Origin of the sequence: Rhodanobacter sp. OR92, from assembly GCF_000427545.1 — a bacterium.
Classification (GTDB): domain Bacteria; phylum Pseudomonadota; class Gammaproteobacteria; order Xanthomonadales; family Rhodanobacteraceae; genus Rhodanobacter; species Rhodanobacter denitrificans.
On sequence record NZ_ATYF01000001.1, the window covers coordinates 330,564 to 352,720 of the forward strand.

General features: G+C 66.1%; 22 protein-coding genes and 3 pseudogenes. 14 read left to right on the forward strand and 11 right to left on the reverse strand.

Annotated features, from left to right (window positions below):
• Nucleotides 1–163: 163 nt before the first annotated feature.
• From fabV to RHOOR92_RS0101765, 3 genes are all read left to right on the forward strand, one after another.
• On the forward strand, nt 164–1,366 hold the full coding sequence (gene fabV / locus RHOOR92_RS0101755; RefSeq protein WP_027489407.1) for an enoyl-ACP reductase FabV: 1,203 nt from the start codon (nt 164–166) through the stop codon (nt 1,364–1,366).
• 102 nt (nt 1,367–1,468) lie between these two features.
• Nucleotides 1,469–2,386 carry an HNH endonuclease gene (locus tag RHOOR92_RS19120; protein ID WP_081660195.1) on the forward strand — a complete coding sequence of 306 codons (918 nt, stop codon included), beginning with the start codon at nt 1,469–1,471 and terminating at the stop codon, nt 2,384–2,386.
• Nucleotides 2,383–2,733 carry a MazG-like family protein gene (locus tag RHOOR92_RS0101765; protein WP_015447986.1) on the forward strand — a complete coding sequence of 117 codons (351 nt, stop codon included), beginning with the start codon at nt 2,383–2,385 and terminating at the stop codon, nt 2,731–2,733. Before RHOOR92_RS19120 ends, RHOOR92_RS0101765 begins: the two co-directional genes overlap by 4 nt.
• A gap of 69 nt (nt 2,734–2,802) precedes the next feature.
• Here the strand turns inward: RHOOR92_RS0101765 and RHOOR92_RS0101770 are convergent, their stop codons facing one another.
• Both RHOOR92_RS0101770 and RHOOR92_RS0101775 read right to left on the reverse strand, forming a co-directional pair.
• Entirely contained in the window at nt 2,803–3,129 is a 327-nt protein-coding gene (locus RHOOR92_RS0101770; RefSeq protein WP_015447985.1) for a DoxX family protein, read from the reverse strand.
• Nucleotides 3,130–3,436: 307 nt separating this feature from the next.
• A complete protein-coding gene (locus tag RHOOR92_RS0101775) occupies nt 3,437–3,784 on the reverse strand; it encodes a RidA family protein (RefSeq protein ID WP_027489410.1) in 348 nt (115 codons plus the stop codon).
• A gap of 125 nt (nt 3,785–3,909) precedes the next feature.
• On the opposite strand from RHOOR92_RS0101775, the gene RHOOR92_RS0101780 reads away from it, so the two are divergent.
• The 4 genes and pseudogenes from RHOOR92_RS0101780 (at nt 3,910) to RHOOR92_RS19125 (ending at nt 5,361) form a co-directional block, all read left to right on the forward strand.
• Entirely contained in the window at nt 3,910–4,143 is a 234-nt protein-coding gene (locus RHOOR92_RS0101780) for a hypothetical protein (protein WP_007511327.1), read from the forward strand.
• A 303-nt stretch (nt 4,144–4,446) separates the two neighbouring features.
• Nucleotides 4,447–4,701: a type II toxin-antitoxin system RelE/ParE family toxin gene (locus RHOOR92_RS18365; RefSeq protein WP_051281118.1), complete on the forward strand. Its 255-nt coding sequence runs from the start codon at nt 4,447–4,449 to the stop codon at nt 4,699–4,701.
• Nucleotides 4,698–5,005 (forward strand): annotated as a pseudogene (locus RHOOR92_RS18370) (addiction module antidote protein). Before RHOOR92_RS18365 ends, RHOOR92_RS18370 begins: the two are co-directional and overlap by 4 nt.
• Nucleotides 5,002–5,361 carry a hypothetical protein gene (locus RHOOR92_RS19125; RefSeq protein ID WP_196801995.1) on the forward strand — a complete coding sequence of 120 codons (360 nt, stop codon included), beginning with the start codon at nt 5,002–5,004 and terminating at the stop codon, nt 5,359–5,361. The pseudogene RHOOR92_RS18370 and the gene RHOOR92_RS19125 overlap by 4 nt, the downstream one beginning before the upstream one ends.
• A 302-nt stretch (nt 5,362–5,663) precedes the next feature.
• Here RHOOR92_RS19125 and RHOOR92_RS0101795 read toward each other — a convergent pair whose 3' ends face one another.
• Nucleotides 5,664–6,155 carry a GNAT family N-acetyltransferase gene (locus tag RHOOR92_RS0101795; RefSeq protein ID WP_007514601.1) on the reverse strand — a complete coding sequence of 164 codons (492 nt, stop codon included), beginning with the start codon at nt 6,153–6,155 and terminating at the stop codon, nt 5,664–5,666.
• 332 nt (nt 6,156–6,487) lie between these two features.
• On the opposite strand from RHOOR92_RS0101795, the gene RHOOR92_RS0101800 reads away from it, so the two are divergent.
• The 3 genes from RHOOR92_RS0101800 to RHOOR92_RS0101810 all read left to right on the forward strand — a co-directional run bounded on the left by RHOOR92_RS0101800 (nt 6,488) and on the right by RHOOR92_RS0101810 (nt 9,079).
• A complete protein-coding gene (locus RHOOR92_RS0101800) occupies nt 6,488–7,018 on the forward strand; it encodes an isochorismatase family protein (RefSeq protein ID WP_231378289.1) in 531 nt (176 codons plus the stop codon).
• Nucleotides 6,996–7,967 (forward strand): helix-turn-helix domain-containing protein, encoded by a 972-nt coding sequence (locus tag RHOOR92_RS0101805; protein WP_081660196.1) that lies wholly within the window; start codon nt 6,996–6,998, stop codon nt 7,965–7,967. The genes RHOOR92_RS0101800 and RHOOR92_RS0101805 overlap by 23 nt, the downstream gene beginning before the upstream one ends.
• Nucleotides 7,968–8,131: 164 nt before the next feature.
• Nucleotides 8,132–9,079 carry an alpha/beta hydrolase gene (locus tag RHOOR92_RS0101810; protein ID WP_037114773.1) on the forward strand — a complete coding sequence of 316 codons (948 nt, stop codon included), beginning with the start codon at nt 8,132–8,134 and terminating at the stop codon, nt 9,077–9,079.
• 112 nt (nt 9,080–9,191) lie between these two features.
• On the opposite strand, the gene RHOOR92_RS0101815 is transcribed toward RHOOR92_RS0101810, so the two are convergent.
• On the reverse strand, nt 9,192–9,692 hold the full coding sequence (locus tag RHOOR92_RS0101815) for a PepSY domain-containing protein (RefSeq protein ID WP_027489413.1): 501 nt from the start codon (nt 9,690–9,692) through the stop codon (nt 9,192–9,194).
• A gap of 279 nt (nt 9,693–9,971) precedes the next feature.
• Here RHOOR92_RS0101815 and RHOOR92_RS0101820 point away from each other — a divergent pair, with 279 nt between their 5' ends.
• Nucleotides 9,972–11,174 carry a serine hydrolase domain-containing protein gene (locus tag RHOOR92_RS0101820; RefSeq protein ID WP_027489414.1) on the forward strand — a complete coding sequence of 401 codons (1,203 nt, stop codon included), beginning with the start codon at nt 9,972–9,974 and terminating at the stop codon, nt 11,172–11,174.
• 79 nt (nt 11,175–11,253) lie between these two features.
• Here RHOOR92_RS0101820 and RHOOR92_RS19885 read toward each other — a convergent pair.
• Nucleotides 11,254–11,423: pseudogene (locus tag RHOOR92_RS19885) on the reverse strand (LysR family transcriptional regulator); the annotation flags it as partial.
• Between RHOOR92_RS19885 and RHOOR92_RS18375 the strand changes: the two are divergent.
• Nucleotides 11,403–11,909, forward strand: a pseudogene (locus RHOOR92_RS18375) (zinc-binding dehydrogenase); the annotation flags it as partial. The pseudogenes RHOOR92_RS19885 and RHOOR92_RS18375 overlap by 21 nt on opposite strands.
• Before the next feature lie 150 nt (nt 11,910–12,059).
• On the opposite strand, the gene RHOOR92_RS0101830 reads toward RHOOR92_RS18375, so the two are convergent.
• From RHOOR92_RS0101830 to RHOOR92_RS0101840, 3 genes are all read right to left on the reverse strand, one after another.
• Entirely contained in the window at nt 12,060–13,832 is a 1,773-nt protein-coding gene (locus tag RHOOR92_RS0101830) for an ABC transporter transmembrane domain-containing protein (protein ID WP_027489415.1), read from the reverse strand.
• A 130-nt stretch (nt 13,833–13,962) separates the two neighbouring features.
• On the reverse strand, nt 13,963–14,556 hold the full coding sequence (locus tag RHOOR92_RS0101835) for a YigZ family protein (protein ID WP_027489416.1): 594 nt from the start codon (nt 14,554–14,556) through the stop codon (nt 13,963–13,965).
• Nucleotides 14,553–14,807, reverse strand: coding sequence for a hypothetical protein (locus RHOOR92_RS0101840; RefSeq protein WP_027489417.1), 255 nt, complete (start codon nt 14,805–14,807; stop codon nt 14,553–14,555). The genes RHOOR92_RS0101835 and RHOOR92_RS0101840 overlap by 4 nt, the downstream gene beginning before the upstream one ends.
• Before the next feature lie 128 nt (nt 14,808–14,935).
• Here RHOOR92_RS0101840 and RHOOR92_RS0101845 point away from each other — a divergent pair, with 128 nt between their 5' ends.
• Nucleotides 14,936–15,409, forward strand: coding sequence for a DUF1456 family protein (locus tag RHOOR92_RS0101845; protein WP_027489418.1), 474 nt, complete (start codon nt 14,936–14,938; stop codon nt 15,407–15,409).
• 104 nt (nt 15,410–15,513) lie between these two features.
• Here RHOOR92_RS0101845 and RHOOR92_RS0101850 read toward each other — a convergent pair whose 3' ends face one another.
• A complete protein-coding gene (locus RHOOR92_RS0101850; protein WP_027489419.1) occupies nt 15,514–18,243 on the reverse strand; it encodes an Ig-like domain-containing protein in 2,730 nt (909 codons plus the stop codon).
• Nucleotides 18,244–18,655: 412 nt separating this feature from the next.
• On the opposite strand from RHOOR92_RS0101850, the gene RHOOR92_RS0101855 reads away from it, so the two are divergent.
• Nucleotides 18,656–19,537: an EamA family transporter gene (locus RHOOR92_RS0101855; RefSeq protein ID WP_027489420.1), complete on the forward strand. Its 882-nt coding sequence runs from the start codon at nt 18,656–18,658 to the stop codon at nt 19,535–19,537.
• A 74-nt stretch (nt 19,538–19,611) separates the two neighbouring features.
• On the opposite strand, the gene RHOOR92_RS0101860 is transcribed toward RHOOR92_RS0101855, so the two are convergent.
• Nucleotides 19,612–20,397, reverse strand: a complete 786-nt coding sequence (locus tag RHOOR92_RS0101860; RefSeq protein WP_051281120.1) for a PaeR7I family type II restriction endonuclease — start codon at nt 20,395–20,397, stop codon at nt 19,612–19,614.
• Nucleotides 20,394–22,142, reverse strand: a complete 1,749-nt coding sequence (locus RHOOR92_RS0101865; protein WP_027489422.1) for an Eco57I restriction-modification methylase domain-containing protein — start codon at nt 22,140–22,142, stop codon at nt 20,394–20,396. The genes RHOOR92_RS0101860 and RHOOR92_RS0101865 overlap by 4 nt, the downstream gene beginning before the upstream one ends.
• Nucleotides 22,143–22,157: the final 15 nt, after the last annotated feature.

Below are 22,157 nucleotides of genomic sequence, written 5' to 3' on the forward strand. Positions count from 1 at the left end.
TTATCCAAAGAGCCGTTTGCAACAGCCAATGCGATCCCGGCCTGCGCCGGGATGACGAGCGAGGGGCGGACCTCTAGAAACTCCCTACGGCAGCGCATGGCCGCCCCGCTTGGTTAATATGACGAACTGCCCATCAGCATCCGAATACCAGCAGGAGCCCCGAGTGATCATCAAGCCCAAAGTCCGCGGATTCATCTGCATCACCGCCCACCCGGTCGGTTGCGAGCGCAACGTGCTCGACCAGATCAAGGTCACCCAGGCCGCGGGCCACGACAAGGCCAAGGGCCCGAAGCGGGTGCTGGTGATCGGCGCCTCCACCGGCTACGGCCTGGCCTCGCGCATCACCGCCGCGTTCGGCTACGGCGCCGCCACGCTCGGCGTGTTCTTCGAGAAGCCCAGCAGCCACGACAAGACCGGCACCGCCGGCTGGTACAACTCCGCCGCGTTCGACAAGGCGGCCAAAGCCGCCGGCCTGTACAGCAAGTCGATCAACGCCGACGCGTTCGCCAACGAAACCCGTGCCAAGGCCATCGAGATCATCAAGAACGAGATGGGCGGCCCGATCGACCTGGTGGTCTACTCGCTGGCCTCGCCGGTGCGCAAGCTGCCGGACACCGGCGACGTGGTGCGCTCGGCGCTCAAGACCATCGGCGCGCCGTTCCACAACACCTCGGTCGACACCAACAAGGACACCGTGATCGAGGCCACCGTCGAGCCGGCTACCGAGCAGGAAATCAAGGACACCGTCACCGTGATGGGCGGCGAGGACTGGGCGCTGTGGATCGACGCGCTGAGCGCCGCCGGCGTGCTCGCCGAGCACGCCAAGACCGTCGCCTACAGCTACATCGGCACCGAGATCACCTGGCCGATGTACTGGCACGGCACCCTGGGCCAGGCCAAGCAGCACCTGGACAACACCGCGAAGCAACTGCGCAGCCGCCACCCCGGCCTCGACGCCTACGTCGGCGTGATGAAGTCCGTGGTCACCCAGGCCAGCGCCGCCATCCCGGTGATCCCGCTGTACGTGTCCATCGCCTTCAAGATCATGAAGGAGAAGGGCATCCACGAGAACCCGATCGAGCAGGCCAACCGCCTGTTCCACGACCGCCTCTATCGTGCCGATGGCAAGGCTGCACCCACCGACGACGAAGGCCGCCTGCGGCTGGACGACTGGGAACTGCGCGACGACGTGCAGATCCCGTGCAAAACCCTCTGGCCCACCGTCACCACCGAAAACCTGCGTGAGATCACCGACTACGCGGGCTACAAGCACGAGTTTTTGCAGCTGTTCGGGTTTGACCGGGCGGATGTGGACTATGAGGCGGAGGTGGAGGCGGATCGGCGGTTTGATTGCGTAGAGCTTTGAAAAGCACGCCACCCAGCTCCTCCACTTGACATGAACTGACTGCGTCAATACGGCCATACTTCCAACAGCTCTCGGTAAGGGAGTCGTTCGTTCGGGGGCGGCATGAAATTCTGGTTGGGCGTCACAGATAACCAATGGTATGAGTTCGTCAGCGATCGGGCGTTTGATGAAGTTAACTTCTGGCAGCCATCAGCGCGTGCGCCGTTTACTAATTTGCCAGCGGGCACTCCGTTCCTTTTCAAGTTGAAGCGCCCGCAGAACCACATCGTTGGAGGTGGGTTTTTCTCGCACTTCACACAGTTGCCACTTTCAGTTGCTTGGGATTTCTTCGGTGAACGAAATGGGGCCTCGTCGCTTCGCCAGTTCGCGGAATTGATCGGCGAAAATGCCCATACTGCGGTAGGGGTCGAGCAGCCAATTGGATGTACCGTCGTTTCTGACGTTTTTTATCTCCCGCGCCAGCTGTGGATTCCTGTAGAAGAGCATTTCAGCGCGGCTGGGATCGTACGAGGCAAGAAATACGACTCGTCGAACGAGCAGGGTGCAGCTCTTTGGCAAGAAATTCAGGCAGTCTTGCCTTTGGCTGTCTTGGCGAAGGGAGTGGAGGACGATGCACCTCGTTATGGTGCCGAATACCTTCAACGCGGACGGCTCGGTCAAGGAGCCTTCCGTACGCTCGTCCTTGATGCATATGCACGCCGCTGCGCATTGACGGGTGAATCAACGTTGCCCGTGTTGGAGGCTGCACATATCCGGCCCTATGCCGATCAAGGACGGCATGTCATCTCCAACGGCCTGTTGTTACGTTCTGATTTCCATAAGCTGTTTGATCTTGGCCTAGTGACGGTCCAACCGGACTATCGCATCCGCATCAGCTCCAAGATTCGCGATCAATACTTCAATGGCAAGGCCTATTACCGCCTCGACGGGCAGGAGCTTGCCCTGTTGCCAGAGCGGTCCGTTGACCGACCGGATCGTGACGCCCTGCGCTGGCACAATGAAAACAGGTTCATGCCATGAGTATCTTGAAAGATTCTGCACTACGGCAATCCGTGCTGGATTTCAGGTCTGCACGTGACTGGGAGCAGTTCCATACCTTGCGCACGCTCTCGACTGCGTTAGCCGTGGAAGCAGCAGAACTCGCGGAGATCACTCAATGGACGCCAGACGCTGACCTGGCCAAGCGATCGGTCGAGGCTCGCGGCAAGATCGAGGAGGAGGTTGCCGACCTCTGTATTCTTTTGACCTATCTGGTGCACGACTTAGCTATCAACGTCGACGATGTCGTGCGAAGAAAGTTGGAAGCGAACGGTGCTAAGTACCCGGTAGATCGCTTCAAGGGATCATTCCGCAAATACAACGAATGAATCCGATCATGGCTCTGAAAGAACTAGAGAAACCAACCGGGTCTTCAGAGCCCGTTACCGTGCTGTCAGTCACGCTGAGACGGTTGGCCGCTTGCGCCAGCTTATCCAGCCGACCACAAGTGACAATGTCGCCACGACGAGTGGTGGCACAGCGTGCCCGTATTCGCCGTGGATGATGACGGTCGCGAGGGCAGCAAACATCACAGTGCAGCCGAGTGCCGAGCCCAGCAGGCGACTCGGCGCCCGGAAAAGCAGCATGGCCGCAGCGAGTTCCAGCGATCCGGTCACGAAATGAAACCAGCGCGGGTATCCCCATTTCAGGTATTCCTCGTAGATGGATCCCGGGGCGAAGATGTTGCTGAGCGAACCCACGACGAAGAAAGCGGCAAGGGCCAAGAAGCCGAAAAGGTGTCAGGGACAATTTGGAAGCGGCCGCGCGTAGCACGAATTGTTCCTGATACCTTGAGTCGTGCCCGCAAATCGCAAACGGCAGAAACTCGGGTCAGAGTCTGAGGTTTCCCCACGCTTTCATGCGGGAATGCTCATCTGCCGGAGCAGTGCCAGTCATCGGCAAAACCGGGGTCACAAGCCTTGGCGCCCAGAAAGATGCCGGGGCGACTTCCGACATCCGAACCGTGTAAACCGGGGTGTGGCGGCGTTCCCAGGCCTCGGCTCCGCCGCTTTCGGCTGTGGTATCCGGCGATCACGCGATCGCCGCGGTGATCACGATCTCGATTTTCCAGTCGGGCTTGGCCAGTTTTGCTTGCACCGTGGCACGTGCCGGCGTGGCGCCTTGCGGTACCCATTTTTCCCAGGCTTCGTTCATGCCGTTGAAGTCGGCCATGTCGGCCAGGAAGATTTCCGCGCGCAGGATGCGGGTCTTGTCGGTGCCGGCCTGTTGCAGAAGGTCGTCGATGGCATGGAGCACCTGCTCGGTCTGACCGACGATGTCGACGCCGGTGTCCTCGGGGACTTGCCCGGCGAGGTAGGCCACGCCGTTGTGGGTGGTCATTTCGGACATGCGCGGACCGGTGTCGAAACGCTGGATCATGAGCGGCTTCCTGTGGGGGATGTCGCCGCCATTGTTGCCCGACCGAAGCGCCAAGGCAGCAGCGGAGTAGTAGGCTTTCGGGGGTGTCGGCGGGGAACTGCCGCCCGACGCCAATTTCATTTCAGATGGGTTCCGGTTTCATGCGCAATTTTGATGATGCGGCAGGCGGACATTGGCAAGCGGCCGTGCTGGATGGCTCGTTTGGGGGGACGCTGCTGGTGTTCTCCTGTTCCGGCGATGGCGCGGTTCGCAAGACGGCCATGAGTGCGCAGAACATGCGGCTGGCGGAGCAGGATCTGGCCGGCATGAGCGAGTCGCGGTTGCGCGAGCTGCTCGCCGAATCGGTGCCGTGGGCGTAGTCGTCGCGCGCGATGCGAAAATCGAAAATCGGGACGGAGGAAGTTAAGGATGGGCGTCAGGTTCACTTGATGCGGGTCCACCCGACCGGCATGTCCTGGTGGGCTGCTCGCTCGTTGACGGAGCGTCGAGTCTTAGGTTCGATCATCGCGGGGCAGCAGCCGTACCGAGATTCTCTCTTCCCGCACTTCATGAGTCGAGTACACGGCCGCCTACGATGGCTTGATTGAGTGACAACCATAGTTTGCATTTTATCTGTGTTTGACTTGGTCAAATCCGCGACGTTCGATACTTGATTCGTCAGCCTGCGCGATGCCCGCGCCAGGGCACGGATCGCGGCTCGGCTTGATCGCATCGCCGACGGAAACCTTGGTGACGTCAAGCCGGCAGGCGGCGGAGTCAGCGAGTTGCAGATCGACTACGGCCCCGGTTATCGGGTGTACTTCATGCAGCGTGGCTCGGTGCTCGTGGTGGTGCTGGCCGGTGGCGACAAGCGCACCCAGCGTATCGATATCAAGACAGCCCAGCGCGTTGCAGCCGAGTGGGAGCGTGGATCATGAAAGGCGTGCGAGAGACCTTTTCCCGTTACGACAGTGCCGACTACCTCGAGACCGAGGTGGACATGGCTGCCTATCTCGAAGCCTGCGCGGAGGAAGCGCCCAACGACCCCGTATTCATGCTGAAAGCCCTCGGCACGGTGGCGCGCGCACGCAACATGAGCCAGCTGGCCGAGGCTGCTGGCATGACCCGCGCCGGGCTGTACGAGGCACTGTCGGGTGAAGGCAACCCCAGCCTTGCCAACACACCATGAAGGTGGCGAAGGCGCTCGGTTATCGACTGGCACTGGTGCCTGATCGGGAATGACGTACGCATGGAGACCGGCTTGTCCGGCCTATCGTCGCGACCTGGCCACGCTGGATGCGCTGCGTCCGTGCCTGGCGCGGCTGTCCAAGCTGAGCCAGCGCGGTGACGACACGCAGATGGCGGTGGGCAGCGACCTGATGACCAATGCGCTGGAGGGTTACGCCGTGCTCAAAGTCACCGGCAAGGGGGGCAGGGCGTGGACGAGCTGCGCCGGATGCTCGCCACCCGCTTCGCCCGCGGCCCGCGTGCGCCTTCGACGCCGGTCACCCCAGCCGAGCCCGCGGCGGCCTGATCGTCGGCCGCACGGCAACACGCTGCATGAAGAGTCCCGCGTCGCGGGGCTTTTCTTTGGCTGAGGTGGAAAAAGGTGTCAGTGACAATGTAGTAGCGGCTGCGGTAGCGCTTGGATTGTCCCGGGCATCTTATTTTTATGACCGTCGCGAAGATCTTCCGGTCTGCGTACCGGGGTCGCTGGTCTCGGCGGGCTTGCTGCGCGACAGCCGCCTCCTGCCCGCGCGGCAGGGTTGAAGCGTTTTATGAGCGCAGGCGGGTCGGGTGGCGCGCTGTGCAGGTTTCAAGCCATGCAGCTTTTATCCGCGACAACAGCGCTCTCGACCCCGAGCGGCATGCGGGCCCGTGCTGAACGCCACGAGGTGGCTTACCGCAAGGCTTCCGCGTGGTAGCGCATGGCCACGTCGCACCTTTCATAGCGTGCGCCATAGCGGGCCATGATTTCGGCGTCGTGCCGGAAGCCAAGCTTCTCGTACAGATGAATGGCAGCCGCGCATCGGGTGTTGGTGAGCAGGTACAGCGGATCGGCGCCCAGCGAGTTTGCCCGCTCGATGATCGCGGCGAGCAGGAACTCCCCGGCCTTCATGCCGCGTGCCGACTCGCGCACACCCATCTTGGTGAGCTCGTAGCTGGCGGCCCCCGTCTTCTGCAGGGCGCATGCACCGACGATCCCAAGCCCGCTGGCCTCGACGAAGAGAATGACGCCACCCGCGTCGATGATCCGCGCTCGCGGGTTCTCCAGCACGTCCCGGTCGGTTGCTTCGAGGCGGAACATGGCGTTGATCCATTCCGCGTTGATGTCGCGGAAGTGCACGGCGAGTTCGTCGCTGAACTCGCGGATGGCAAGGGCGTCGCGCATGGTGGTCCCGGCTTTACAGGGTGGAAAGTATCGTAACTGCTGCCGGGGCGAAGGGCTCGGCAGGCAAGGCGCGAAACGAAAGGTTCGTGCCTTCGCGCACGCAGGAAGGTGCCGAAACCTGCCGCCATCGATCGTCGGACGGGAAGCCGGTGTGACGATCGGTCCGCGGGGCACCGGTTGCGCGCGCCTGCGCAGGCGCGCCCTTGTCCTGCTGGCGGACTGGCCCGATCCGTCCGCTCGTGGTCCGCCATGGTGCTGGTTGGCCGTTCGCGCGCTGCCTACAGTGGCGACTCCTTTATCGATGGAGTCGCCCCATGTCCCAGCTGCCTGCCGTGCTGGTCATCGATGTCCAGCAGTCGTTCCTGCACGCGCCGTACTGGCGCGAGGACGATGTCCCCGCTTTCCGCGAAAACCTGGTGAAGCTGCTCGATGCGGCGGCAGAGCGCGGCTGGCCGGTCGTGCGGATCCTGCACGAGGACAACGACGCGCATTTCAGCGCGGCGTCCGGCCTGGTGCGGCCGATGGCGTGGGTGCCCGACGCGCATGACGTGGTGTTCCGCAAGCACGTCCACAACGCTTTCACCGATACCGGCCTGCGGGCCTGGTTGAAGGAGCGCGGCATCGAGCGGGTCATCGTCAGCGGCATCCGCTCCGAGCAGTGCTGCGAGACCACGGCGCGCGTGGCGTCGGATCTCGGCTTTGCCGTCGACTACGTGACCGAGGCGACGCTGACCTTTCCGATGATCCACGCCGGCAGCGGAACTCGCTACGATGCGCAGGACATCAAGCAGCGTACCGAGCTGGTTCTGGATGGCCGTTTTGCCCGCATTCGCAGCGTCGATGACGTCCTCGCCGATCACTGAGGTGTGCTTCGTGCTGCCGCCGGCGCTGATCCTGCTGGATCTCGCCGGCGCGGCCGATGCCTTCAGGATCGCCGCGTCGATGGGGCTGCCGGTGCGCCTGCGGATGGTGGCGCCCCTGCGGCGCGGCGAGGCCGCCTCGACCGCGCTCGGCGTGGGCCTGACCGGCATCGAACCGCTGCCGGCCCGGCTCGGCGAGCACACGCTGATCGTGGTTTGCGGCGCGACCGGCAGCGGCGAGGCGGTGTTGTCGTCGCCCGCCAGCCAGGCCCTGGTCGATTGGCTGCGGCAGCATGGCGGCAACGGCCGGTCGCTGGCCTGCGTCTGTTCCGGCGCCTTGCTGGCCGGCGCTGCCGGCTTGCTGGATGGTCGGCGCTGTACCACCCACCACAGCCTGCTCGACACGCTGCGCCGACTGGTGCCCAGCGCCGAAGTGCTGGACAGCCGCGTGTTCGTCGAGGACGGCGAGGTGTGCACCAGCGCCGGCATCACGGCCGGCATCGACCTGGCCTTGCACCTGATCGCCCGGCTCGGCTCGCCGTGGTTGGCCGCTGCCGTCGCACGCGAGATGGCCGTCTATGTGCGGCGTGCGTCCGGCGACCCGGCGCTGTCGCCGTGGCTGGAAGGGCGCAACCACATGAGCATGGCCATCCATCGCGTGCAGGATGCGCTGGCCAAGGCGCCCGACCAGGACTGGCCGCTGGCGCGCCTGGCCGACATCGGGCACATGAGCGTGCGCAGCCTTACCCGCCATTTTCGCGAGGCCAGCGGCATGTCGATCAACCGCTACCACGCCAGCCTGCGACTGGCACTCGCCCGCCAGGCACTGGCCAGCGGCGACAGCGTGGAACGTGCCGCCGAACGCGCCGGGCTGGGTTCGGCACGCCAGCTGCGTCGATTGTGGTCGGCGCACGCCGGCGACAGCCCCGCATCAGCGCGCCGGCGTAGCTGAAAGCCCCTGCGGCATGCCCGGCGCAAGAGCCGCGGACTGCCGCCGGCCTGCCCGAAAAAATCCATGGAAGCGGCCGCAGCAGGCCTGATGCGGCGTGCAGCATGCAGGGCCTGTTTGCTGCGTTGATCGCGCAGCGTTGGCGAGCGCTGGAACGGAGGATCGTCATGAAGCCTTGGGTCATTGCCGTGTGTCTGCTGGCTGCATGTGGTGGCGTGCATGCTGCGACAACAGTCTGGCAACCTGCTGCCGGACATGCACAGATACCGCTGTGGCCAGGCACGCCGCCGAATGCCAAGCCCATGCCGGGGGCCGAGTACACCACGACCAGCAAGAAGTTGATCGGCGGCAAGGCTGTGGTGTCGGTGGTCAATGTGTCGCGGCCAACGATGACGGTGTACGGCCCGACCGGGAAGAACACGGGAACCGCGGTGGTGGTGTTTCCCGGTGGTGGCTTCCAGGGGCTGGCCATGGATCTCGAAGGCACCGAGGTCTGCGACTGGCTGACGTCCAGGGGCATCACCTGCGTACTGCTGAAGTATCGCGTTCCGAGTATCCCTTATGTCTGGCAATGCGATTGCCGTCCGCACAATTACCAGCTATCGGTGCCTTCGTTGCAGGACGCCCAGCGAACGATGCGGCTGGTGCGCCATCACGCCGCGGAATGGCACATCGACCCGCACAAGGTGGGCGTGCTCGGGTTTTCGGCGGGAGGCTTTCTGGTGGCGGAGATCAGCACGAACTTTGCGCGCCCCCTGTATGCGCCGGTGGACGCTGCCGACAGGGAAAGCGCCCGCCCGGATTTCGCCATGCCGATCTATCCGGGGCATCTGGCGACCGATGACGACAAGTTCAATGCCAATGCCCCGGTCTCCCGCGACACGCCGCCGACGTTCCTGGTGCAGGCGGAAGACGACTACGTGGATGGCGTCAACCAGTCGCTGGCCTATTACATCGCGTTGAAGAACGCCAAAGTGCCGGCCGAGATGCACCTGTACGCCCATGGCGGGCATGCGTTCGGGCTGCGGCCAACGTCGAACCCGATCACGCACTGGCCGGCCCTGGCCGAGACCTGGCTGCGCACGATCGGGATGCTTCCTGCGGCAGGCCGATAGGCCGGGGTTGGGGGAAAACTGCGGGGCGGGAGGGTTTGCTTTCCACGGCGCAATGATGAGAAGCCTGGTGCGCAACGCACCGGGCTTCCGCAATCATCGCAACCCCAGCGCATCAATCGTGCGACTTGGCCACCACGCTGCCATCGTCCGGATCGACCAGCAGCTCGATGTCGGCGCCGCCCCGGGTCCTGGCCTCGGCGCTCCACAGGCCGTGCTCGTACTCCACGTCATGGACGTTTTCGTAGCCGGCGGCGGCCAGTTTCGCCTTGACCTCGTCCTCGTTGAGTTTGGACGGCGCACCGCTGACGTAGACCTTGCCGCTCACCGGCCCCACCGCAAGCTCGGCCCACTGCTTGTTGCCGCCGCGGGCCTTGCTGCGCCATACGCCGTCCTTGAACTTCAGGCCCTTGACCTCCTTGTAGCCGGCGTTGGCGATCGCGGTCTTGATGGCCTCCTCGCTCAACGCGCCGGTCGGCGGTTGGGAGGTCCAGGTGGAAATCGTAGTGGTCTGGGTAGTCGTTGTCGTCGACTGTGCAGCGGCAGGCAGATCCTGTGCGAAGGCCACACTGCAAAGCGACAGTCCGAGCAGTAGGGGAAGTACGCGCTTGATCATGGGGGACTCCTTCTGGTTGGACACGGCATGCGTCGCCAGAGCCGGCGTGACCCGGCGGCTGACACCCAACGCCGACTCGTGGGGAACCGATGGGACCACCGTGCCCGGGACGAAGGCGTGAAGGCGCGCGCCCGAACCCGAGACCCTGGCCGGAGCGCACTGAGTGCGCGCCGGCGTGCCCAGTCCCGGCCGCGCGCGAATCGCGCACTTCCTGCAGCGGTCGACGTTGGCACAAGTCGGTAAAATGCCGGTTTCGCTGCCGATTCGGTAAACACCGCCATGTGTCCAACTCTCTGCATCCGCCTGCTTACCACCCTGTGCTTGCTCATCGCGCTGCCATCGATAGCCAACGAGCAGAGCACACAGACCATCGGCCAGCAACGCGAGGGCGTGCTGTTCTGGCCGCAGGCGCAGCGCGAGGCACAGTTCCGGCGGATGTACGAACGGTTTCCCAGCGACCGCGCCGCGCACGGCACGCAGGTTCACGCGCTGCCGCAGGGCAAGCCGCTGCTGCTGGACGGGCAGGGTGCGTCGGGGCTGCTGGCCGGCTACATGGACCAGCACCACCTCGCCGGCGTGATGGTGCTGCAGCACGGCCGCGTGCGCCTGCAGCGCTACGCGCTGGGCTTCGGGCCGGCGCAGCGCTGGACCTCGTTCTCGGTGGCCAAGTCGGTCACCTCCGTGCTGCTCGGGGTCGCCTTGCAGCGCGGCGACATCCATAGCCTGCACGACACGCTGGGCAGCTACATCCCGGAACTGCGCGACAGCGCCTATGCGGAGGTCACCGTGCAGCAGTTGCTGACGATGACCTCCGGTGTGCACTGGAACGAGGACTACGCCGATGCGAAGTCGGACGTGGCGCAGATGTACATGCACGCCTGCATCGACGGCCAGGCGCACGTGCTGTCGTACCTGAAGAAGCAGCCGCGGCAGTGGCCCGCCGGCACGCACTGGAACTACAACACTGCGGAAACCGACCTGCTCGGCATCCTGGTGCAGCGGGCCACGCACCGCTCGCTGGCCGCCTACCTGTCGCAGACGATCTGGCAGCCGTACGGCATGGCCGCCGATGCGTACTGGATCAAGGACGAATGCGATGGCAGCGACACCGGCGGCAGCGGCCTGTCGGCGACGCTGGGCGACTACGCGCGGCTGGGGCAGTTCATGCTCGACGGCGGCCGCATCGCGGGCAAGCCGGTGATCGCCAAGGCGTGGCTCGACGGCGCGCTGCGTCGCCAGGAAAGCGTCGATGATCCGGACCGCGGCTACGGTTATCTGTGGTGGACGGATACCGACGGCAGCTATGCCGCCATCGGCATCTTCGGCCAGATGGTCTACGTCGACCCCGCACGCCAGCTGGTGATCGCCCAGGTCGGTGCGTGGCCGCATGCGACGTCCGACGCACTGGTCGCCGCGCGGCGCGAGTTCGTGGCCGCCGTCAAGCGGGCGGTGGATGCTGAGCGGAAGTCGTCGACGCACTGAGTCGCGTTGCGCTGCGAACCGATATGTGAGTCAGGGCCAGTGCCTGGCGTGCCGACATCAAATATCGGGCCCGTTTCGGCAACGCCTCCACCAGCAGCGAAAACGCCGGCGGCGGTTGCCGCCGGCCCGGGTAGTAGAGGTGGTAGCCGGGGAAGGGCGGGCACCAGTCGGCGGGCCGATCGGCACGGCGATCATGTCCCGGGCCACCTGCTCGCCGAGGCGGATGCCGGCATCGAAGCGCTCGGCCACGTGGGCGTGAAGATCGCGCATGCGATGGGCGCGCACGTGGTGGCGTTCACCACCTGGGAAAGCAAGCGCCAGGACGCGCTGGACCTGGCCGCGGACGAGGTGGTGGTCTTGCGCAACGCCGGCGAGATGAAGGCGCACGCCGGCAGCTTCGACCTCATCCTCAACACCGTTGCCGCCAGCCACTCGCTGGACGCGTATACCGCGTTGCTCAAGCGCGACGGCACCCTGGTGATGGTCGGCGTGCCGGAGCATCCGCACCCGTCGCCGAGCATCGCCAGCCTGATCTTCAAGCGCCGGGCCATCGCCGGCTCGCTGATCGGCGGCATCGCCGAGAGCCAGGAAATGCTGGATTTCTGCGCGGAGAAAGGCATCGTCGCCGACATCGAGACGATCCCGGCGCAGAAGATCGATGAGGCCTACGACCGCATGGTGAAGAGCGGCGTGAAGTACCGCTTCGTGATCGACAACGCGACGCTGGCGGGTTGAGCCCACTTGCGGGGACAGAGCGGCTTCTCTCCCTCCCCTGCGCAGTAGGGGAGGGTTGGGGTGGGGTCGCTCTTCGTCAAACCAAGGCTGCCGTCAAAAGCTTCACCCCCTCCCAACCTCCCCCTGCAAGCAGGGGGAGGAGCAAGGTATTCAGGCCACGAACTGCAGCCGCGCCAGCTCCGCGTACAGCCCACCCTCGGCCAGCAGGCTCTCGTGCGTGCCCTGGGCCACGATGCGGCCGCCGTCCATCACCACGATGCGGTCGGCGCGCTGCACGGTGGCGAGGCGGTGGGCGATCACCAGGGTGGTGCGGCCCTGTTCCAGCCGCGCCAGCGCCTGCTGGATCGCCGCTTCCGATTGCGCATCGAGTGACGAGGTGGCTTCGTCCAGCAACAGCAGCGGCGCGTCGCGCAGGATCGCGCGGGCGATCGCGATGCGCTGGCGCTGGCCGCCGGACAGGCGCACGCCGCGCTCGCCCAGCTCGGCGTCGTAGCCGTGCTCCAGCGCACTGATGAATTCGTGCGCCTCGGCGGCGAGGGCAGCGTCGCGCACTTCGTCGTCGCCGGCGTCCTGGCGGCCGAAGCGGATGTTGTCGGCGGCGCTGCCGGCGAAGATCACGGTTTCCTGCGGCACCAGCGCGATCGCGCCGCGCAGGCCGGCCAGGGTGGTTTCGCGCAGGTCGATGCCGTCGATGCGGATGCTGCCGCTCTGCGGGTCGTAGAAGCGCAGCAGCAGGGCGAACACCGTGCTCTTGCCGGCGCCGGAGGGGCCGACCAGGGCCACCGTCTCGCCGGGACGGACGGTCAGGGTGAAGTCGTGCAGCGCCGCCGCGTCGGGGCGGGTGGGGTAGTGGAAGGTCACGCCGTCGAAGCGCAGCTCGCCGCGCATCGGTTGCGGCAGCACTTGCGGCTGCGCCGGGTCGACGATGTCGGCGCGTTCGCCCAGCAGTTCGCCGATGCGCTCCATCGCGCCGGCCGCGCGCAGCACGTCGCCCCATACCTCGGAAAGGCCCGCCACCGAGCCGGCGGCGAACACCGCATACAGCACGAACTGGCCCAGCACGCCGGCGCCCAGCGTGCCGGCGAGCACGTGGCGTGCGCCGGCCCACAGCACCAGGGTGATCGCGCCGAACACCAGCACGATCACCGCCATGGTCAGCAGCGCGCGCATGCCGATGCGCCGGCGCGCGGTGGCCAGCGCGCGGGTGATCGCGCCGCCGTAGCGGGTGCTCTCGATGTCCTCGCGCGCGTACGCCTTCACCGCGGTGGAGGCGTTGAGCGTCTCGTTGGCGATCGCGGCGGCGTCGGCGAGGCGGTCCTGGCTGGCGCGCGACAGCTTCTGCACGCGGCGGCCGAACAGCAGGATCGGCAGCATCACCGCCGGAATCACCAGCGCGGTCAGGCCGGCCAGCGACGGCGCGGTCCACACCATCGCCACCGCCGCGCCCACCAGCATCACCGCACTGCGCAGCGCCACCGACACGCCCGAGCCGATCAGCGCCTGCACCACCTCGGTGTCGGCGCTGAGGCGCGACAGCAGCTCGCCCACGCGGCTCTTCTCGAAGAAGCCCACGTCGAGCCGGATCACGTGCGCGTACAGGGTCTGCCGCAGCGAGGCGAGCGCGCGTTCGCTCAGCAGGGTGATGCAGAAGTAGCGCGCGGCGGTGGCGAAGGCCAGCACCAGCGCCACGCCGAACAGGGCGACGAAGGTCTGGTTGATGACGGTGTTGCTGGAGTGGCCGAAGCCCTGGTCGATGATGTGGCGGAACGCCAGCGGCAGCACCAGCGAGGCGCCGGAGGACAGCGCCAGGAACAGCAGCCAGCCGAGCGCCAGCGCGCGGTGCGGTTTCAGGAACGGCCACAGTTCGCGCAGCGCGCCGATGCGGTGGGCGGGGCGGGACGTGTCGGTAGGGGCGTCGCTCATGGGTTCTCACCGGCGGATCGAAGATGGACGCGGGCCCGCACACGGGCGATCCGTTCTAAGGTGGGGCGGGTTGCCGTCGATTCAATCCGCGGCCGTGGTTTTCAAGTATTCAGCCGGCCCTGACGCGTTCCTACAGGCGTTTCGCGGTGCTGCGTCCGCGGCTGATGTCGCTGACGCGCAGTTGGGCTTCGTCGACCCGGCTGTCCGGCAGGCACAGTTGCAGTTCCACGCCGTCGGCACCGAACGTTTCGTGCTCGACCTCGGCCTGCAAGTCTTTCAGGCGCGCCTTGAGCAGGGCCAAATCGGCGAAATCGCAGCGCAGCTCCAGCCGCGCCATCGCCACGATCGGCACGCGCCCGGCGCGGCGCAGGCATTCCGCCGCGGTGCCGCCGTAGGCGCGTACCAGCCCGCCGGCGCCGAGCTTGATGCCGCCGTACCAGCGCGTCACCAGCACCACGACGCGATCCATCTGCTGGCCCTCGATCGCCTGCAGGATCGGCCGGCCGGCGGTGCCGCCGGGTTCGCCGTCGTCGTTGAAACGGTAGTCCTGGCCGATACGGTACGCCCAGCAGTTGTGCGTGGCGGCGGGGTCGCCCGCCTCGCGCACGAACGCCAGTGCCTGCTCGGGCGAATCCACCGGTGCGGCCAGTGCGAGGAAGCGGCTCTTCCTGATCTCTTCCTGGTGGCGGCACGGCTGGGCCAGCGTGGACAGCGTTCCGCTCATGGCTCGCGCGGTTTCGCGCGCAGCGCCCTGCGGCGTTCCACGGCTGCGCCGGGGCGGGCCTGTTCCGACGCGGCCCCGTCGGGCTGCCGTTCGCCCGGCATGCCGGGCTTCTGCGGCGGCCGCGGGGTGGTCATGCGGCGCGGCAGGAAGAAGTGGTGCCGCCCGCCGCGGCGGTGCGCGTGCGACGCCTCCAACGCGACGAGGTTGTCGGCTGGTATCGGCATCGTATCGGGGGTGGCCGTGGCATCCATGGGTGGCGAGGTTAAGGCAAATCGCCGGACAGCGGGCAGGTGGCGTGCGCCGGGCCGCCGGCCGGCTTTACCGGGTACGCCGGGCCGGTGCGGTAGCATGGCGTCCCTTGCAGGACCGACCGAACCCCATGATCAGCAACGACGTATTGCGCGCCATCCGCTACATGCTCGACCTCAGCGACGGCAGGGTGGTGGACATCATCCACCTGGCGGATGCGGCCTCGCCGATCGGCAAGGAAGACGTGCAGGCGTTCCTGAAGAAGGATGACGAACCCGGCTACGCCGAGTGCAGCAACAAGGTGCTGGCACTGTTCCTCGACGGCCTGGTCTTCCACCGTCGCGGCAAGGACGAGAGCCGGCCGCCGCGCCCGCCGGAAAAGCGCGTCACCAACAACGTGGTGCTGAAGAAGCTGCGCGTGGCGTTCGAGCTGAAGGACGTGGACATGCACGAGCTCCTTGAGGCCGCCGGTTTCCCGATCTCCAAGCCGGAGCTCAGCGCGCTGTTCCGCCAGAGCGACCACAAGAACTTCAGGCTGTGCGGCGACCAGCTGCTGCGCAATTTCCTGAAGGGGCTGACGATGAAGGTGCGCGGCAACGACTGAGCGGTTGGCGGAGGTGCGCCTGCCGTCACGCCCTTCCACCCGATGGGCGTGCGAGCGGAGCCGGAGGAGGGCGGGAGTTCGCCGCGGAACTCCCGCCTGCCCGCTTACTGCGCCTTCACGCTGACGTCGTCGATCACGAACGAGGTCTGGTTGGAACTGTCTTCCACGCCGTAGAAATTGATCTGGATGGTCTGGCCGATGTAGGCCGACAGATCCACGGCATGCTCGACGTAGCCGCTGGCCGCGTTGAGGTTCGACCAGGTTGCCAGCGTCACGTACTTGCCGGCCGAGGTGATCACCTGCGCGCTGAGCTTATCGTAGGCCGTGCTGGTCGTGGTCTCGGCGGTGTCGATGTGCATGTAGAAGTCCAGCGTGGCCTTGGTCGCCGTCGCCGGGATGGTGATCTGCTGGCGCACGTAGTCCGTGTGCGCGCTGCCATAGCCGTCCAGCCAGGCCTTGTAGCTGCCGGTATGGGCCGCTTCGCCGCTGGCGTTGGTGATGACCCCGCTGGTCTGTGTCCACGGCGTGGTGCCGTTCTCGAAGCTGTTGTTCTTCACCAGCTCGGTGGCGGTGCCGCCGTTGGAAATGCTGAAGCTGACCGTGCTGCTGGTGCCGATGTTGCCGGCGGCGTCATAGGCCTTGGCCACCAGGTTGTGGCTGCCATTGGCCAGCGTGGTGGAATCCAGCGTGGCCTGGTAGGGCGCGGCGGTCGAGGTTGCCTTCAGCGCATTGTCGACATAGAACTCCACCTTGGTCACGCCCACGTTGTCGCTGGCATTGGCCGACAAGGTGATGGTGCCCGAGTTGCCGCTCTCCGACGCAGACACCGTCGGCGGCGTGGTGTCGACACCGGTGCTGTTGGACACGCTGAAGCTGACCGTGCTGCTGGTGCCGACGTTGCCGGCCGCGTCGTAGGCCTTGGCCACGAGGCTGTGCGTGCCGTTGCCCAGCGTGGTGGAATCCAGCGTGGCCGTGTACGGCGTGGCGGTGTCCGTGGCCACCAGCGCGTTGTCGACGTAGAACTCCACCCTGGTCACGCCAACGTTGTCGCTGGCGCTGGCCGACAGCGTGATGGTGCCCGACGTGCCGCTCTCCGACGCGCTCACCGTCGGCGGAGTGGTATCGCCGCCCCCCGCACCCTGGGTGACCCATACCGGCGCGGACCACAGCTGCTTGCCGTCCTCCTGGGTGACCTTGGCGTAGTAGAAGTGGTCGCCGTTGGCCGGCGTGATGGTGGTGGTGGCGGTGCTCGAGGTGGCGGTCACCGCGCCGTTGCCGCCGGGTACGCCTTCGAAAACCTGCACGCGCTGTGCGGTGTGGCCGGCGCTGCTGGCGTAGTTGACGGCAAGCGTCAGCGGACCGCTGTTGCCGAAGCGCTCGCCCATCACATGGCCGTTCGCCGTCAGTACGATCTGGCCGGTCTTGTCCTCGGTGGCGTATACGCGGCGCGCGCGTACCGCGTCGAGGAAGCTGGCGAGGCTGAGCGTCGTGCCGCTGGGAATCAGCACGCCGGTGCGGTTGGTGTAGCTGGCGCCCCAGTTGGCGCAGTGGTTGTCCTGGTCGGAGCTCGGCGCCACGTGGAAGCCGCGCGCGAGCAGGATGTTGAACGCCGCCTCGTAGCTGGTACGGCTGGTTTCGGTCTCGGTGACGTTGGTGGAGAACGCCGAGCTGTTGAGCACCTCGGCCAGCGCCATCACGGTGTCGCCGTCGGCGCTGTAGGCGAGATCCGTGCCGCCGATGTTGAACTGGCCGGTGCTGGCGGGATGGTTGAACTGCCCCACCCAGCCGTTCGCCTTCATCAGCGCGTACAGCGAGCCGTAGTCGCTCTTGGCGGTGAACACGTCGCCGATCAGCTGGTTGGAGCTGTTGTATTCCCACTCCAGCAGGCTTGGCGTGTTGAAGATGTTGAGGTGCCCGCCGTTGCTGATGACGCCCCATTCCAGGCCGTAGATCGCCAGGAAATTCGCGTGCGCGGCGTTGAACGTGCTGGCCGCCTGCAGGCCGGACTGGTAGAGGTTGTGCGCCGTGGTCGGGCTGGCCGAGGTGTTGGTGCCGGTCGAGCCGTCGTACATGTGGTTGTGCTCGGACGTCATCAGGATGTCCAGGCCGTCGTTCAGGGCGTACTGGTAGGCATCCGACGGGCCATAGGCGCCGCTCTGCGGGTTCTGCGCGCCGACACAAGTGGAGAGCACGCCGCCCCCGTCGCTGTGGTTGGTCTGGCTGTGCAGGTTGCCGAAGTAGATGGTGTACGGCAGGCCGCCGGTGCTCGTCGCCGACATCGGCGACAGGGCCGTGGTGGTGCCGTTGTGCTGGCGCAGGGCCTGGAAGTGCGGCATGACGGGTGCAGCGACGGCGCCCACCAGCACGTCGTAGCGTTGCTCCTCGACCAGCTCCGGTGCCCGCTGTTGCGCCAGCGTCAGCGCCTGGCCGGGCAGGCCGCTGCCGATGCGCGCGACCGTGGCGCCGTCCAGCGCCACGGCGCGCAGCCGTACCGTGACATAGCCGCTGGGTACGGCCTGGCCGTTGCGGCCCAGCCCGTCCCAGAGCACCTTGGCCTGCGTGCTGCCGGTGCCGAGCGCGCTGTGTCCCCGCCACGCACGCAGCTCGCTGCCATCGTGGCCGAGCAGGGCGACCTCCCACGCCACCTGTGTTCCCGGCGTCGCCCCTGGATAGGAGAAGTGCATCGTCACGGGACGCGCGCCGGCGCTGCGGAACGGCACCTGCAGCGTGGCGTCGAATTCCTCGTGGTCGGGCAGACTGCCGGCGAATGCCGGAACGGCAACGACTGCGCAGGCGAGCAGCAAGCCGCCAGCGATCCTGGTTTTCCAGTTCATTGATTAGTGTCCCCGGTTGAGTGGGTCGAGCAAGAGCCCCCCGGCCATCGTCTCGACCCGCCATTTATCCCAGCGCCAGATGACAAGCATGGGACCGCCGGGGCACCAGTTTCTGACCGGGTGCTCAGAATCACCACGAGGTGGTCGAAGATTTTGCGGAGAGGCGTTCGAGCGGGAGGGTGCCCATCCGTTTTCCGGAATGCTCCCTTGCGGATGCGGATGCGGCTGGTTGATGCAACGTGCGGGGGCCTGCCTGGCGGCGGCAATCCCGGCCTCCATGCATCACCCGCGAGCCGTGCCGCGCATTGCTGCCAGACACGATCGGCAACGGCGACGGCGAGACGATCCGCGGGGTGGGTTTCACCGGGGTCTTCGAGCATCATGGACAAGGTCTTTCGCCGGGGCTGCACGCATGTCATCACGTTCCACCGTTGCTCCGCTCGCGCTCGCGGTCGGCATGCTGCTGGTCAGCATGGTCTCGTACCAGTGCGGCGCGTCGCTGGCCAAGCACCTGTTCCCGCTGGTCGGCGCGCAAGGCGCCACCGCCTACCGGCTGGGGCTCAGCGCGCTGCTCCTGCTGCTGTGGCGGCGGCCATGGCGCCACACTGGCCGGCGCGACTGGCGCGCGTTGTGGGGCTACGGCCTCGCGATGGGGGCGATGAACCTGGTGTTCTACCTGTCGCTGCGCACGATCCCGCTGGGCATCGCGGTGGCGCTGGAATTCACCGGGCCGCTGGCGCTGGCGCTGGCCGGCTCGCGCCGGTGGCTCGACTTCGTCTGGATCGCGTTGGTGGTGGCCGGGCTGGCGCTGTTGCTGCCGTTGCGCGGGCAGCTGCATGCGCTCGATCCGGCGGGCGTGATGTACGCGCTGGCGGCCGGCGCGGGCTGGGCCTTGTACATCGTGCTGGGGAAGAAGGCGGGCGCCACCCACGGCGCGGACGCAGTGACGCTGGGCACCTCGATCGGTGCCCTGCTGGCGATCCCGTTCGGCATCGCGCATGCCGGCAGCGCGCTGTTGTCGCCGGCGCTGCTGCCGTATGCGCTCGGCGTGGCCGTGCTCAGCTCGGCGCTGCCGTATTCGCTGGAGATGGTGGCGCTGACCCGCCTGCCGGCGCGCACGTTCAGCACCTTGCTGAGCCTGGAGCCGGCCATCGCGGCGGTCGCCGGCGTGGCGCTGCTGGGCGAACGGCTCAGCCTGCTGCAGTGGCTGGCCATCGCGACGATCATCGTGGCGGCGGCAGGTACCGCGCTGAGCGTGCAGCGGCCGGCGTTGGCGGAGCCGCTGGCGAACTGAGTGCCGCTGCAGCCGGCTCCTTTTGGCAAATGCCGGTGTGGTGGCGCGAGAACTGGCCGACTGCCGCAGCAGCGCTACGCACCTTGGACGGCGGCGAGGATGCGCCCCGCAAACTCCGAGAACATGTTGCGCAGGCTGGTCGCCTTTGACAGTGCCCGGTGCGTGTCCTTGCCGGTAGGGGTCAGCTCCAGCGCTGCCGCGCTGTAGAGCTGGCGTTCCACCAGTCGTTCGCAAAGGATTTGATACCTACGGGCGTACGAGGCGTCGCGGAACTCCTCGAATACGGGGAAGTGCGGCTCGTCGCAGCGTACGGACCGCATCGAGGCATCGCATTCTTCGAGCAGCATCAGCCACGCCAGAAATGGCGGGCGCGGATCCGACTGGATCACCGGGTTCAACAGTGCCGACGAGTATTCGCGCACTTCGCTCCGGCTTCTGGGCAGGCCGCCATAGGCGCCATGGTGGTGCGCCACCCAAAGATCGGCTGCCGATCCGATGACCTCTTCACTTCGGTTGTTGAAGTTGTTTCCGAAAGAACCGACCTGCGACTTGAACTCGAATACGCCGAGCAATCTCTTCTCGTGAACCACCAGCACGTCCCAGCTCTTGGTGGCGCGAAAGAAGCCGGGAAGTATCACCGCCGACTTGCGCACGTGCACGGCATCGCCAGCCAGACCGCAGTGCGTCACGACCGCACGCACGACTTCGATGAAGCCGTCCATGTTCTTGCCGCCAACGACCGCCGCACGACCGCCCTCATGCTCCGCGTTGAGGGAGCCGCTGTTGCGTGAATGCCAGAAAACGTGAACCGCATGGCGGGTGAGTTCGTCGAACGATGGGGGAAGCAGACTGATGGTCACTGGAGCGATCCTTTTCCCACGCGTGCGGCATCGGCGATCTGGCGCGTCCGCAGCGCTTCCGCGCTGCTCAGTCCGTACAGCTCGAATATGGGGGCGTCGACTTCGTCCTGGTCCTTCGTCGCGGCTGCGGCGATCAGGCGGTCGCGCATGCGCTCATCGACGTTGCGCCAACGGGGAAGGCGGATCCTGCGCAGATACTGCGCCTGGAATCGCAGGAAACCCCCGGCCATGCGTGTGCAATAGGTCGCCACCACCATCAACGTCAACGATGAACGGAGTACGGCTTGAAGCGCTCGCAGATCCCACTCGCCTGAAGTGATGAAGTAGAGGTTGTGGTGCGGGTAATAGCGACCTTCATCCATGACGAAGACACCTTCGCCCTTGATGTCCGGCACCAGCAGTTTCGGGGTTTCCAGCAGGCCCGGCTGGATGCGGTCGATCGTCCGGTACCAGCCGCCGGGGTTGCGCTGTGCGACGTGGCGCCCTGCCACGCTGTCGCGATGCGTGTCGAGGTAGTGCTTGAAGCGCGGGAAGGATTCGAGCGGAACCAGTTGCCCCGTTTCGTCGAACGGGTTCAGTACTGCCTTGCCGCCCCAGCGGATACTGCCGTCCACCAGGTCGCGGGCCATGACCAGCGGCAATTTGCGCTCTGCTTCGACCGGCAGGGCGTCCATGGCATCGATGAACACGCGATCGCAGCCGGTCGCCACGCCGATGCCGACCTTGCAGCCGGCCTGCTCGAGCGTCGGGAGTTCGTGCTCCATGCGACGAAGCAGCACGAGCCGGGGAATGTCGTCGAGCAGCAGCGGGGCAGGGCCCATGCTGTCCAGCTTGAATTCCGCGACGTGTTCGGAACCGTGAGCGTCGAGCAGGGCATCGACCAGCACGGGCAGTGACGTGGCAGCGCCGGCGGCAACGGCGCGGGTGGCCTGTCGGCCGGTGGATTCCGGGGCGGCGCGCTGGAAAATGGTGATAGCGGGATAGGCGATGACTTCCGAATGGAAGGCATCGGTGCTTTCCATGTCGATGAAATATTTCAGCCAGTAGCCGTTCGTGACCTTCTCGCGAAGCGGGCCGCCGTAGCGGTTCTTGAGCCAGCGATTGGCGCAGATATAGCCGAGCACGCCCTCGTCGCCAAGCAGGTCGAGAGCGTGTTCGAAAAACGGCACGTACAAGTCGGCGCGGTCGTAGAGCGTGTGGAAACGACGCCGGTATTCGTTCAGCAGTGCGGCGGGAATCCGTTCCTGGCGGACGTAGGGTGGATTGCCGACGACAAAGTCGAATGGTCCGTTCAGTGGCGCCAGCAGGAAGTCGTCGCGGATCAGCCACGACGCGCACAGCGCATCCGCATCGCGTGGGCTGAGGCCTTGTTGCCGGAGCAGGGCGACAAGCCGCTGGGCAGTCAGGTCGAATGTGGCCTGATGCAGTTCCACGGCGATGATTGCATCGCGCAATTCTTCCGGGGCTGTCGCCGGCGTGCCACCGTCGCGTACGAAAGCCGACCACAGGCGATGCACGACACGGAGCAAGAAGTCGCCGGCTCCAAACGAAGGCTCCAGCAACCGCAGCCGATGCAATGGCCGATCCGAACGGTAGCCGGCAAGGTCAAGGATGGCATCGACCACTTCCGGACGGGTGAAAACGGCACCGCGATCCGTTTCATCGTGCCGGGCCATGTGTGAGATGGCAGCCTCTATCTCAGGGGCTCTTGCGGCGTGATCGAAGAGGTCGAGCGAAAGATTCATGGATGCCATGGTGCC